Here is a 13249-nt window from a genome sequence, read left to right as displayed (position 1 = left end):
TTTCAGGGTCGTATTTCATGTGCCATCAACCCCGGCGAGCGCTCTTCTTTGGCCTCGACTTCACGAACAAGCTGCGCCACGCGTTTGTTGATTGGGGTCTTAATTTTTTCTTTGTTCCCCAATTCAACAATCACGCCCTGTAATTCTTCAACCTCGGTTCTGCGGCCCATTTCAAGATCGTCCCACATTGAACTGCGCGCATGCGGGTCGATCGTCAGCATGGCGCGTGCCACACGGTTAAACAGCGGCGAAGGCAATCGGAGGATTTTGGGCAAAAAGCGAATTGGCATCCGGGTGGACATCGGCGGTACGGCCCGAATGCCCGCAGCTTCAAGCACTCTCAGCGCCTCTCTGATCTGGTCAGACATCAGGCGACGCCAGACCATACTGTTCAATTCTTCTTTAAGCGTCAAACCTGACAGGGCAATCAATGCGTTGTTCAGATTTACGATCAGCTTCCCCCACTGCAATTCGGTCATGGATTTACGCTCGTGAAACGCGAGACCCTGAACGCTCAGATGACGCGCCAGATGATTGGGCCCTTTTTCAATGACGATGTCTCCGCTTGTGCCCCTATGAAAACGGCCGCCTTCGATGGCCGCAACGCTGAACGGCACCATCCCGGCCCGCACATCTAGGTCGGGCAGCAATTCCTTGAGAACACCGGCATTGCCGATGCCGTTTTGCAGGCTGACGACAATTGTATCTTTGCGCGCGTGTCGGCGTATCAGGTGGCCCATTTCCTCGGTGTCACCGCTTTTGACAGTCACCAGAATGACGTCTGCCTTTTCAAGGCAGGCCGGGTCACTGGCCAAGGCAAACAAATCCGGCGACAGGTCTTCGTCCAGCCCCTGAAAGTCCGTCAGGTTAAGGCCCTGGCGCAACAATTCTTCGGCCATTCTTGGGCGCAGTAACAGAGTTACGTGATGCGCTCCGCGTGCAAGCATCCCGCCAACGAAACACCCAACGCTGCCTGCGCCTGCAACCACAATATGTGGAGTATTCCCCCGGCTTCCCGAAGCTCCGTCCATCCAAAATTCCCCAAAAACTCACGCAAGAGTCACGCATTCATTTCAAAGAAAACCAGAAAACTCGTTAACAACAGGATACTCACGCCCCAAAGGCTGTGGCCCTCAGAATGCGTAAAGATTGAGGCAATATTGTGTCTTTAGAATCGAAATTTGGCCGTCTCTTCGGCAAATTTTGCAAAGCTTTTCGGCAAACACCCCTCCTGTTTCAGAGAGGTGTTTCCTGGCTGCTTTGCAACAATACGCGGGTCTACTTACTCAAGCACCAGCGCATGACCGCTTTTTGCGCATGCAGACGGTTTTCGGCCTCGTCGAATATCACCGAATGTGGGCCATCCATGACAGCGCTGGTGGCTTCCTCATCACGGTGCGCTGGCAGGCAATGCATAAACAATGCGTCTGGCTTTGCATGGTGCATCAGAGCCTCGTCAACCTGATAAGGGCGCAACTGGTTATGACGACGTTCGCGTGCTGACTGGGAATCATGCATGCTGACCCAAGTGTCCGTCACCACCAGATCGGCACCCTCAACCGCAACCTGAGGATTGCGTTCAATCTCGACTTTCACCCCTTTTGAGCGCGCCAATGTGACAAACTCTTCCTCAGGGTCCAACACTTCGGGGCCGGTAAAGGTCAGATCAAATCCGAACTGGCCAGCCGCATGCAGGAACGACGCACAAACGTTGTTACCGTCACCCGACCACACCACTTTTTTGCCAGCAATTGGCCCGCGGTGTTCTTCAAAGGTCAGAATGTCCGCCATAATCTGACAGGGGTGCGTCCGGTCTGTCAGGCCGTTGATCACCGGCACATCGGCATATTCTGCCAGTTCCAGCAGCACCTGCTCTTCAAAAGTTCGGATCATGATCAAATCAACATAGCGGCTTAGAACTTGTGCGGTATCAGCAATGGTTTCGCCGTGTCCCAGCTGCATTTCCTTGCCGGAAAGCACCATGGTTTGCCCGCCCATCTGGCGCACGCCCACATCAAAAGACACGCGCGTCCGGGTCGATGGTTTTTCAAAGATCAACGCAACCATGTGATCTTTCAGCGGCAGATCATCATCCAGAGCCCCCTTAGGGCGACCATTGCGCGCATTTTTGATGGATTTGGCGCTGTCGATGATGCCCCGCAGATCAGCGGCATCAGTTGTGTGAATATCAAGAAAATTGGCCATCGGGATTAATCCTTGTTCGCCGCGACCTGCGCCGCCGCGTTGTCGAGCCTGCTGACAGCCTCGGAAATTTCGTCATCGGTGATGTTCAAAGGTGGCAAAATGCGCACCACATTGTCGGCGGCCGGTACGGTGATCAGCTCAGCATCATAAGCCGCGTTCACCACATCCGTGTTAGGGGCATAGCATTTCAACCCTAACATCAGCCCAGTGCCACGAACCTCTTCAAACAGGTCTGGATACGAGGCCACCAGCCCTTCAAGTTTCTGACGGAATAGGCCGGCCTTTCGGTTCACATCCGCAATAAACTCAGGCGTCGCCACCGTGTCCATCACTGCGCAGCCAACCGCACAGGCCAAAGGATTGCCACCATAGGTCGATCCATGCGTGCCCGCGGTCATACCGCTAGCCGCTTCTTCACTGGCCAAAACAGCCCCAAGGGGAAACCCGCCGCCGATGCCTTTGGCCACCATCATGATGTCAGGTGTGATCCCGGCCCATTCATGGGCAAACAGCTTTCCTGTTCTGCCAACCCCGCATTGGACTTCGTCCAAAATCAGCAAAACATTGTTTTCTTTGCAAATATGCGCCAGCTCGCGCAGGTCGTCATCGGCAATTGGGCGAATGCCCCCTTCACCTTGCACGGGTTCAATGATCACTGCTGCGGTCTCATCGTTGATCGCATCATTCACCGATGCAATATCGCCCCACGTGAGGTGTTTAAAACCGGGCAACAGCGGTCCAAAACCTTTGGTCAGCTTCTTGCCGCCCGCAGCCGCAATCCCAGCCGATGACCGGCCATGGAAGGCACCATCAAAGCCAATGATCTCAACCTTTTCAGGCTGACCTTTGTCATACCAGTACTTGCGCGCCATCTTTACGGCCAACTCACACGCCTCGGTGCCCGAGTTGGTGAAAAACACCGTGTCGGCAAAGGTGTTATCCACCAGCTTGTCCGCCAAAGCCTGTTGTTCAGAGATGTTGTAAAGGTTCGACACATGCCACAGCTTGCCCGCCTGCGCGGTCAGAGCCTCAACCAAAATCGGGTTGGCATGCCCCAGAACATTCACCGCAATCCCGGCCCCAAGGTCCAGAAAACGTCGGCCATCTGCTTCGATCATCCAAGAGCCTTCGCCTTTGACAAAGGTCAAAGGGGCGCGGGTATAGGTCGGTAGAACAGAAGGGATCATAGTCCGGTCCTCATATAGGAAGCCCCGTGGTTGCCCCACGTGGGCGATCAAGTCAATAATTTGAGAATGAAGTGCGCCCATCCGGCGCGGTTTTTTAGGAAACTCGCTGCGCTATGAGCGCACCAAATCGTATCGCAGCCGGTTTATCGGCGTCGATTGCATCGCAGGCGTCGGAGGCCTTTTTGAGCGAAAGTGGTTTCCATGACGCCTCTCTAGCGATGCAATTTGCGCTTGAGAACCCCCTAAATTCTCGATCAGGTCTTTGACCTTGCAACACCGCCACACCCACGTCAAAAGCTCGCACTATGGTTCACCCGCCTCAAAACCCAGCCCTTGCCGCGGCTTTAACCGTTGCAGCGTCGGCCTTTGCCGCTGGCACCACGTTGCTGGCCAAGGCTTTGGGTACAGACGCACTTGGCCCTCCATTGCATGCACTACAAATCAGCCACGGCCGGTTTTTGTTCGCTTTTATTGCGATATTCAGCGCCGCATTGATAATGCGACCTGCTTTTACGCGGCCAAGCTGGGGTTGGCATCTGGGGCGCTCAACACTGGGTTGGCTGGGTGTCACCATGATGTTTGCCGCCGCCGCCTTTATCCCCTTGTCTGATGCCACCGCAATCAGCTTTCTCAACCCTGTGTTTGGCATGCTGTTTGCCATTCCCTTTCTCGGGGAGCGCATTGGACCATGGCGGTGGGGCTCTACCGCAATCGCTTTGATCGGCGCTTTCGTTCTCATGCGTCCCGGTGCGGGTGCACTTCAGATTGGCGCGCTGATCGCCGTGGCCTCGGCGCTGTTTCTTGGGGCCGAAGTGATCTTCATCAAACTGTTGTCGGGTAAGGAAACGCCGTTCCAAATTCTTTTGGTGAACAATGCTTTGGGGTTGGTGATCTCCAGCATCGCCACCGTAATTGTCTGGCAATCTCCAACGTCGGCACAATGGTTGGCACTGGCAGGCATTGGCATTCTGATGGCATCGGCACAAACTTGTTTCGTTAATGCCATGCGCATGGCCGACGCCAGCTTTGTTGCACCCTTCTTTTACTGTGCCTTGGCCTTTGCCGCGTTTTACGACGCTGCCGTCTTCCACGTACTCCCAGACAAGATCAGCATTGCAGGTGCCACCCTGATTCTGGCCAGCGCTGGCATTCTGGCCTGGCGCGAAACGCGCAATCGCTAACAGCTTCACTTTTTCAAAAATGCTCACAGTAGTAGGTATGGTGGAAACGCCACAAAGGCGGGTTTCTCAGTGACTTAGCTTTTCAACCGATAGCCGCGCTTCATCATCGCCCAGGCCACCCAACACAGGCCCAGCGTCGCCCCACCGACAACCGCCAGCCCAAGCACGGGTGAGCCGTCCGACACACCAATCACCCCATATCTGGCCCCATCAATCAGATAGAAGATCGGGTTAAATCGCGTGATCACCTGCAGCACTGGCGGCAACGCCGTCACTGAATAAAACGTGCCCGACAAAAACGCCAAAGGTGTCACGATGAAATTAGTAATCGCTGCCATCTGATCGAACTTGTTGGCGAAAATACCTGCGATGATCCCGACCGCTCCCAAAAAGGCGCCGCCCAGAAGAACAAAAATCAGCGCCCACAAGGGATGGGCAACGCCGATCCCCAGAAACACCCAAAGCCCCAGACATATTGCAACCGCCACAAACAGCCCGCGCACCACGCCACCTGCCAAATACCCCAGAACCATTTCCAGTGGCGCAAGGGGGGGCATCAGCGTGTCGACAATATTGCCCTGCACTTTGGAAATAACCAAAGACGACGACACATTGGCAAAACTGTTCTGGATCACTGTCATCATCAAAATCCCTGGTGCCAGAAATTCGATAAACGGGACCCCCATGACCTCGCCCCGGCGCGATCCCACCGCAATCGTAAAGATCATCAGGAACAAACCGGCGGTCACCAACGGTGCCAAAAGGGTCTGTGTCCACACCACTACAAACCGGGTGATTTCGCGGCTGGCAAGCGTGTAAAGCCCCAACCAGTTCACCCGACCAAAGCGGCGCACACCCATTTCAAGCTGATTCATGGCCTCAAGCCCCCGTTTCGCTGATTCTCTGCCTTGTAACTCGGACAAGGGTGACTAAAATAGGCCCCTGACCAAGAAATGCGTGACGGCTCGCTACGGGCCGTTTTTTAATTGGGGAACATTGAATGTCCTGGACCGACGAACGCGTAGAGTTGTTGAAGAAGATGTGGGGCGAGGGCCAGTCGGCCAGCCAGATCGCCAAAGAGCTGGGTGGCGTGACCCGCAACGCTGTGATCGGCAAGGTGCACCGCCTTGGCCTGTCCAACCGCGCGACCACCACCAAGGCTGACGCCAAGCCCAAAGCAGACCCAAAGCCTAAGGCAGCCCCCAAGCCAAGGGCCGCGCCCAAAGCGGCGGCCCCCAAGGCGGAGCCCAAACCGGAACCGGTTGCGGCCAAACCTGCGATGTCAGCAGCGCGTCGGGCGATCATTCCCGCAGGCCAGCCCCTGCCACCGCAACCTTCGGCCAATGAAATCAGCCCCGAAGCGCTTGCCAAAGTGAGCGAGATTGAAAAATCAGCCAAACGGTTGTCGCTGATGGAATTGACCGAGCGCACTTGCAAGTGGCCTGTTGGCGACCCTGCCACAGATGATTTCTGGTTCTGCGGCTTGCCAGTCAAGGCTGGCAAACCCTATTGCGAAGCCCATGTTGGCGTTGCCTTCCAACCAATGAGCGCGCGACGCGATCGCAAACGCTAACTTGTCGGCATCAGCCGACACATAATAAACCAGCAAACCCCATGGCCTTCAGGCTGTGGGGTTTTCCTTTGGATTACGTTCTCTGTCGGCATCAAAATGCGCACGCAATGTATCTGCGTGGGCAAAAAACGCCTCGCGCACTTCAGCCGAGTATGGATTGGCCACCTCGATCGCGTGCAGCACCGTGGGCGGGTCATCTTTCACCATCCCCACCGCCTCTCGCAAAAGGTCGAAACTCGCCGTGGTCATGCGCTCGGGCAAGGGACCAAGGCCCACCAGAACTTTGGCAATCAGATGTGTCAGCCCTTGCACCATCGCGGCCTCACGATCATGCGCCTCAGCACATTCCACAATCACTTTGAGTCCGAGTCGCCGCAGAACTCTGGCAACCGACCTGAGCCGTTGCCCCCGTACAGGGCACAGCACCACTTTATGCCCCTCCACACCATCTTTTGCACTTTGCGGCCCAAACAAAGGATGCGTAGCAACAATGTCGACATGATCCGGCAAAAGCTCCTGCATGATGGCAACAGGCTCAACCTTGACCGATCCCACATCCAAAACCAGAGTGCCGGGGCTGAGTAGAGGCGCCAAAGTGGTGCAAAGATGATGCAAGCGCGCCACAGGCACTGCCATCACAACAACATCCAACCTGGCCACATCTGCAAGCGTCCCCATCCGGCACAGACGCCCGTCCGGCAGGGTCGCCTGGACATAGCCGGGATCACATACCGTCAGGTCAAAGTGGTCCACCAAGGTTGCTGCCACCAATCGGCCAAAGGCACCAAAGCCAATCAGGCCAAGACTTGGCCTTGCTGTATCTTGTTTATCAATACCCATCACGGGGTTCCCTTGCCATAAGGGCCGCGTGTCTTTCGGGATGATTTGCCTCGTTGCTCAACCTCCGGCCACGCGGCGGTTGAACATGCTTAAAGCCCCGCCACCTATGTGGTCAGGGGATAATAGACTGTGCTGATAAGGCGTTTCAGTGTCATGGGCACGGAGGTCTCACAAATGGAGCCGTTCTGTCAATAGGGTGCGCCTTCGTGCAAATCGATCCGGCGCACGTAAAGCGCAGCCAACAAACCCGCAAAGGACGAAATCAACATAATGACCAACAAAAGCCAGGCGGCATTACCCGGAGACAGCAACGTTCCGGCCAAAGACGTCAAAGCGGCGCCTCCGGCCATCATCAACGCACCAGACAACCCCGAAGCACTGCCTGCCAGTCTGGGCCGTACCGACATGGATCCGGCGTTGGCCGCAGGCAAAGTTAAACCGTTGCCCATGCCCACCAGAACCACAGCGCCAAAATAGGTCGGCACTTCAACCACACCTATCAAAACAAACAGCAATCCAGCCAGCAGCCCTGCACAGGCGGTCAACCTGCCAATAATCATCATCGTTGTCAGCGAAAACCGCGTCGACAATCGCCCCGAGAGAAAATTGCCAAAGGCAAACCCGCCGGTGATTGAGCCCATGCCCAACCCCAGTTGCGCGGTTGTCAAATCGAATTCGGTTGTCGAAACCAGCGCAGCACCCCCTAAAAAAGAGTAAAACGCGCCCACGGAAAACGCCAAACACAACGAATAGCCCCAGAACCGACGTGACCGGATCAACTCGGGGTAAGCCAGAAACTGTTTGGTAAAGGTCTCCGACGGCGTGAGATTAGTTTCGCCCAGATCGACCCAGACCAGTGCCAACAGCCCCACCCCCATAAAGGAAAAGGCCAGAAAAGACGCGCGCCATCCGAACCACTGATCCAACAGGCCACCAAAGCTGGGCCCGAGAAACGGCGCAATGGCCATCACCATGGCGATATAGCCCAGAATGCTGGCCGCCTGTTGAGGTGGCGCAATATCACGCACCACCGCCCGGCTGAGCACTGAGCCGGAAATCACCGCCCCCTGAAGCACGCGAAAGGTCAGAAACCACCAAAAATCCTGGGCCAGCAAGCACCCTAAAGAGGCAAGGCAAAACAACACCAGCCCCACCAAAAGAACAGGTCGACGCCCATACCGATCCGACAACGGTCCAAAAATCAGCTGTAGAACAGAAGTGACGGCGAGGTATCCTGCGACCGTTAAATTGACCAAGGCATAGTCCACGCCGAAATCATCCGCCATATGCGCTAGTGACGGCAGAAACATATTCAATGTCAGAATGGAAATCGCTGTCAGCAAGATCAGCGTGGCCATGCGTGGCGGGGTTTGCGCCGCGCCTAGCATTGAAGGGTTCGCACGGTCAGTCGCCCCCGCCCAACAGGTCCAGCAATTTATCCTTCACCTCGTCTTCCAATTTGTCCTGAATGGCCTCTTCGGTCGACCGCTCATCGTCTGGCGCAAGGTTTAATTCTTCATTCAGTTTGTCCTTCAACGCTGCATCGGCCTCGTCTTTCAGCTTTTCTTTCTCGGCTTCCAGATCAACCCCCAGGGCCTTGTCCAATTGTGGGCGAATGCTCGGGTCATCCCAGCTGCCTTTGACAAGCACCGGAATGGCCAGCCCCTGGTCGTCTGACGATCGGATTTGTGGGGTGAAGAGGTAGTCAATCGTGCGCGTGCCCAGCCCCACAACACCTTCCCCCTTGGCAATCACGCTTGGCAACTCCAGCAGCAGGTCGTCATTGCTGAGCACGCCTTTTTCAATCACCGCCGTGCCGGTCAACGCGTCAAACACCGTGGTGCCGCCTCCCGGGATGCCGCGCAATAACCTGTCCAGATCAATACCCGCTATTGTGCCCTGCCCGACTTTGACCGATGCATCCCCTTTCAGGGAATTCATGATGGCGTGTACTGACTGGCCGACACCCAGAAACGAAAAGTCCACGGCGGCTTTGCCCGAAAACCGCGAGATTTCCATTGTGTCCTTGAGAACGCTTTTCAACTCAACCCCGGCCACTTTCATCTTGCCACCCACCGACAGACCACTGCGGTTATTGGCGACAAACTGTCCCGTCACCTGCCCCTCATAGGCGTTCAACTCATTGAGCAAAAACACAGCCCGCGAATTGTCAATCTTGACCACCATGCGTGAGCGACCAAATTTCAGGTTCCCCAGATCGATCGCCTCAGCTGCCAAAGCAATCTCACCATCAATCGCCGCCAGACCGCTGGCATCGATGGCCGCTTTGGACCATCCGGTATCCCCGCCATCGGACTGCGCGTCTCCCCCGCTGTTTCCAAAGGCGCTAAGGTCCAGTTTTCCGGCCACAAATTGCGCTGTCACCACCGGTTTTCTGCCCGCCGTGGCCACATCCGCTTGCGCGCTCAACGAATTACCCAGGGCCGTCAGGCTGCCTTCGCGCAATGTAAACCGCCCGTCCTTGGTATAGGTGATCTGGCCGCGCATCGACGCAGGGCCAGCAATCCCAGCCGCAGGCAAGCCCAAAGCCGCCATCAGCTTGTCCGGATTGGGCACCGACGCATCCAGCAGCCCGCCCAGTTGAGGTGCAATGCCCGCGCGCCCGTCAAATGTCACTTTGGCACCGGCGGCCTGCATTTCAGCCACAACACCGGCCACCTGACCGTTCATCAACGCCTCAAGATCATTCACCGTGGCAGTCACCGTCACCGCGTCATCCGCCGGGCGCAGGGTCAGCGAAATCTTCGCAGGCTTGCGTGGATCGGGCCATTTCAGCTGAGCATCCACATCCGCAATCTCAAAGCTTTCGCCGCCATGATCAACATAGCGCAACCGGGCGTCGCGGATTTTCAGGTTTTCAAGAATTAGCGCGCCGCCTGACTCGTTTTGCCCAGCCCCCGCCGGAGCCGCAGAGGCAGCCTCATTGCCAAACAGCTCCCAATTGGCGCGTCCGTCTTTGGCAACCTCAAGCAATACATCCGGTTTGACCGCTTCAATCCGTGTGACACGAATGTCTCCGCCAATCAGGCTCATCACATCGACGCCAATCGCGGCACTTTCGGCACGAAACATCGGCCCCGCGTCGGACCACTCCGCATTGCTCAGGCTCACCGGCCCCGTGGCCACGCCAAACACCGGATACCAGCTGATCCCGACCTTACCGTCAAACACCAGATCACGACCTGTATAAGACTTCACCTGATCTGCTGCGATCCGCGCAATCTTTTCACCCGGCAGGGCAATCACAAGAACCACAAGGCCGATGACCAAAGCCACGACCACCATCAACAAAATCCGGATCAAACGCATGGGAACCCTCAACAATACTGCTCAGGATCAGCCTAGCCTCCTGCAGGGCAAAGGCGCAATGGCCATGCGCTCAACTGTGGGTGAGATATGGTCTGTCTCCTTCCGCCCTATGAATCTTTGCTTTCACCTTCCCCATCCCCTATACGGCCCGCCATGACCCAGAACCCGCCAGACCTTCGCCCCGACCTCGCCCGTGCCCAAGTCACAGGAACCAACCGCCCTGGCCAGCCGACCATCGGCATGGTGTCGTTGGGCTGCCCCAAAGCCTTGGTCGACAGCGAACGCATTCTCACCCGGCTGCGCGCCGAAGGGTATGGTGTTTCGCCCGACTATTCCGGGGCCGATGCGGTGATTGTGAACACCTGCGGATTTCTGGATTCGGCTAAGGCGGAAAGCCTTGAAGCGATCGGAGAGGCCTTGCACGAAAACGGTAAGGTAATTGTCACGGGATGCCTGGGGGCCGAGCCAGAATTCATCACAGGTGCGCATCCCAAAGTGCTCGCTGTGACGGGCCCGCATCAGTACGAACAGGTGTTGGACGCGGTGCATTCTGCCGTGCCGCCGGACCCTGATCCGTTTGTCGATCTGTTGCCAGCCTCCGGCGTGTCCCTCACCCCGCGTCACTATAGTTACCTAAAGATTTCAGAAGGTTGCAACCATAAGTGCAAGTTCTGCATTATCCCCGATATGCGCGGAAAACTGGCGTCAAGGCCCGTTCATGCCATCCTGCGTGAGGCGGAAAAGCTGGTGGAAAGCGGCGTCAAAGAGCTGTTGGTGATCTCTCAGGATACCTCGGCTTATGGGCTCGATCGCAAATACTCGACCCACCCGTGGAAAGACCGCGAAGTGCGCAGCCATATCACCGATCTGGCACGTGAACTTGGGCAGTTAGACGCCTGGATTCGCTTGCATTATGTCTATCCTTATCCACATGTGCGCGACTTGATCCCACTGATGGCCGATGGGTTAATCCTGCCCTATCTGGACATCCCGTTTCAACATTCGCACCCGGATGTCCTGAAACGTATGGCGCGCCCGGCGCACACGGCGAAAACTCTGACCGAAATCGCCGCGTGGCGTGACACTTGCCCCGACATCACCCTGCGCTCGACCTTTATCGTCGGCTACCCCGGAGAGACCGAGGCCGAATTCCAGCATCTATTGGATTGGATGGACGAAGCACAACTGGACCGAGTGGGTTGTTTTCAATATGAAAATGTCGACGGAGCGCGCTCGAACGCGCTGCCGGATCACTTACCCGCCGAGGTCAAACAAGACCGTTGGAACCGCTTTATGGAGAAGGCGCAGGCCATTTCCGAAGCCAAGCTGGAAGCCAAAGTCGGTCAGACAATGGACGTGATTATCGACGATATTGACGGCGATGGCATCGCCACCTGCCGCACCAAAGCGGACGCCCCCGAGATCGACGGAAACCTGTTCATTGATGAAGGCACCGAGAACCTTTCAGTGGGTGATATCGTGTCAGTTGAGGTCGATGAAGCGGGCGAATACGACCTTTGGGGTGCATTGACGGTTTGAGCGCGTTTTCGGTGAAATGACCGGTTTGTACAAAACTTTCCCGGTAAATGTTCGTTTTGTACAATTTGAAAGTGCGAAATCTGTTAACCCGTGAGTAAGGTTTTCATGCCTTTCCGGACGTGTTCGGCGGGGTGAACGCCCGCCCTGCGATTTTGTGAAAAGCGTGTTAGGGTTCCTGCAATCCTCAGGAGGACACCATGCCCGCGTATCTGATCTATGACGTCGAAATTCACGACCCCGAGCCTTACGGCGAATTCATGCGGCAGGTGAAGCCTCTGGTCGAGGAGATGGGTGGCACTTATCTGGCGCGCGGTGGTGCGCATGAGGTGCTGGAAGGCGACTGGAATCCAACCCGGATTGTTCTGTTTCAATTCCCCGACATGGACAGCGCGCGCGCCCTGTTCAACTCGGACGCTTATGCGCCGCTGAAAGAATTGCGGCAGGGCTGTTCGAGCGGGCATGTGGTGATTGTGGAGGGCGTCTGACCTCACGCCTCAGGGAGATTGCGCAAGTAGCCACTCGCAAAACAGCCGGGCGTTTTTCCGACCCCCCGCTTGATCCACAAGATAGAATGTATCCCGTGTGAGGCCGGGAGCGCCCGGGACTTTCATCAAAGACCCGTTTCTGATGCAGTGATCGACCAGTGGGAAGCTCCCCAAAGCCACGCCCTGCCCCTCGATCGCGGCCTGAATCATGTTGCTGTAAGTGTTGACCGACACCCCCATGTTTTCTCGTGGTGCGGACAGTCCGACCTGTCGAAACCAATTGGGCCATTTGGCTCCGGGACGATATCGACCAGACAGCGACAAAAGGTTTTCGTTCAGCAGATCCTCTGGGGAACTCAGCTTGGTTCGTGGGGAATACTTCGGACTATAAACCGGGCAAACCGTTTCCTGAAACAACGGCGTAATATGATCGCCTGTCATGGGCATATCCGGATACCGAATGGCGACATCGACATTTTCAGCATCAAGGTCCAGATATTTGTCTGAAATAATAAGGTTCAATTCCACTTCGGGGTACTTGTTGTTGAAATCAACAATGCGCGGCATCAACCAATAGGTCGCAAAGGCGGCCGTTGCTGTAACAGACAGGCGCGTGTCCCCGGCCCCCAGTTTGATCTGTTGCAGGGTCGCCGCAACATCATTCAATGCCGGGCCGACCGAGCTTTTCAAAGCCCGCCCGGCCTGCGTCAGAGACGTTGTGCGATGATGCCGGTGAAACAGTTTGGTGCCAAGAAACTCTTCCAGTTCCGTGATTTGGCGGCTGACAGAGACCCGAGTCACGCCCAAATGGTCGGCGGCACGTGAAAAATTATCCGCACGGGCTGCCGCTTCAAACGTGATCAGGTGGTTTAGTTTTGAGAGTTCTAGACGTAGATTTCGCATAACGCT

The 13249-nt window shown here is 56.1% G+C and carries 12 protein-coding genes; 4 read left to right on the top strand and 8 right to left on the bottom strand.

What is annotated here, in order from left to right:
• Positions 1-2: 2 nt before the first annotated feature.
• The 3 genes from BUC32_RS07835 to BUC32_RS07825 all read right to left on the bottom strand — a co-directional run bounded on the left by BUC32_RS07835 (position 3) and on the right by BUC32_RS07825 (position 3392).
• Positions 3-1031 carry a 2-dehydropantoate 2-reductase gene (locus BUC32_RS07835; protein WP_073251359.1) on the bottom strand — a complete coding sequence of 343 codons (1029 nt, stop codon included), beginning with the start codon at positions 1029-1031 and terminating at the stop codon, positions 3-5.
• A 247-nt stretch (positions 1032-1278) separates the two neighbouring features.
• On the bottom strand, positions 1279-2205 hold the full coding sequence (argF, locus tag BUC32_RS07830; protein ID WP_073251357.1) for an ornithine carbamoyltransferase: 927 nt from the start codon (positions 2203-2205) through the stop codon (positions 1279-1281).
• 5 nt (positions 2206-2210) lie between these two features.
• Positions 2211-3392, bottom strand: coding sequence for an aspartate aminotransferase family protein (locus tag BUC32_RS07825; RefSeq protein ID WP_073251582.1), 1182 nt, complete (start codon positions 3390-3392; stop codon positions 2211-2213).
• Between the two features lie 305 nt (positions 3393-3697).
• Here BUC32_RS07825 and BUC32_RS07820 point away from each other — a divergent pair, with 305 nt between their 5' ends.
• Positions 3698-4573 carry a DMT family transporter gene (locus tag BUC32_RS07820; protein WP_073251355.1) on the top strand — a complete coding sequence of 292 codons (876 nt, stop codon included), beginning with the start codon at positions 3698-3700 and terminating at the stop codon, positions 4571-4573.
• Positions 4574-4647: 74 nt separating this feature from the next.
• Here BUC32_RS07820 and BUC32_RS07815 read toward each other — a convergent pair whose 3' ends face one another.
• A complete protein-coding gene (locus BUC32_RS07815; protein WP_245815152.1) occupies positions 4648-5448 on the bottom strand; it encodes an ABC transporter permease in 801 nt (266 codons plus the stop codon).
• A 125-nt stretch (positions 5449-5573) separates the two neighbouring features.
• Here BUC32_RS07815 and BUC32_RS07810 point away from each other — a divergent pair, with 125 nt between their 5' ends.
• On the top strand, positions 5574-6146 hold the full coding sequence (locus BUC32_RS07810; RefSeq protein WP_073251353.1) for a GcrA family cell cycle regulator: 573 nt from the start codon (positions 5574-5576) through the stop codon (positions 6144-6146).
• Between the two features lie 48 nt (positions 6147-6194).
• On the opposite strand, the gene BUC32_RS07805 is transcribed toward BUC32_RS07810, so the two are convergent.
• The 3 genes from BUC32_RS07805 to BUC32_RS07795 all read right to left on the bottom strand — a co-directional run bounded on the left by BUC32_RS07805 (position 6195) and on the right by BUC32_RS07795 (position 10316).
• Positions 6195-6986 carry a prephenate dehydrogenase gene (locus BUC32_RS07805; protein WP_073251351.1) on the bottom strand — a complete coding sequence of 264 codons (792 nt, stop codon included), beginning with the start codon at positions 6984-6986 and terminating at the stop codon, positions 6195-6197.
• A 188-nt stretch (positions 6987-7174) separates the two neighbouring features.
• Positions 7175-8344, bottom strand: a complete 1170-nt coding sequence (locus BUC32_RS07800; RefSeq protein ID WP_245815151.1) for a multidrug effflux MFS transporter — start codon at positions 8342-8344, stop codon at positions 7175-7177.
• 46 nt (positions 8345-8390) lie between these two features.
• The gene (locus BUC32_RS07795) at positions 8391-10316 is read right to left on the bottom strand and encodes an AsmA family protein (protein WP_073251347.1); all 1926 of its coding nucleotides are present in this window, start codon (positions 10314-10316) and stop codon (positions 8391-8393) included.
• A gap of 153 nt (positions 10317-10469) precedes the next feature.
• Between BUC32_RS07795 and rimO the strand changes: the two genes are divergently transcribed.
• The gene (gene rimO, locus BUC32_RS07790) at positions 10470-11855 is read left to right on the top strand and encodes a 30S ribosomal protein S12 methylthiotransferase RimO (protein ID WP_073251345.1); all 1386 of its coding nucleotides are present in this window, start codon (positions 10470-10472) and stop codon (positions 11853-11855) included.
• A gap of 197 nt (positions 11856-12052) precedes the next feature.
• Complete coding sequence (locus BUC32_RS07785; protein ID WP_073251343.1) at positions 12053-12340, top strand: DUF1330 domain-containing protein; 288 nt, start codon at positions 12053-12055, stop codon at positions 12338-12340.
• A 9-nt stretch (positions 12341-12349) separates the two neighbouring features.
• Here BUC32_RS07785 and BUC32_RS07780 read toward each other — a convergent pair whose 3' ends face one another.
• The gene (locus BUC32_RS07780) at positions 12350-13243 is read right to left on the bottom strand and encodes a LysR substrate-binding domain-containing protein (RefSeq protein WP_073251341.1); all 894 of its coding nucleotides are present in this window, start codon (positions 13241-13243) and stop codon (positions 12350-12352) included.
• Positions 13244-13249: the final 6 nt, after the last annotated feature.

Origin of the sequence: Shimia gijangensis (assembly GCF_900142085.1) — a bacterium.
Classification (GTDB): domain Bacteria; phylum Pseudomonadota; class Alphaproteobacteria; order Rhodobacterales; family Rhodobacteraceae; genus Shimia; species Shimia gijangensis.
The sequence above is the reverse complement of the archived record's forward strand: the minus strand, read 5'-3'. Positions and strand labels throughout refer to the sequence as shown.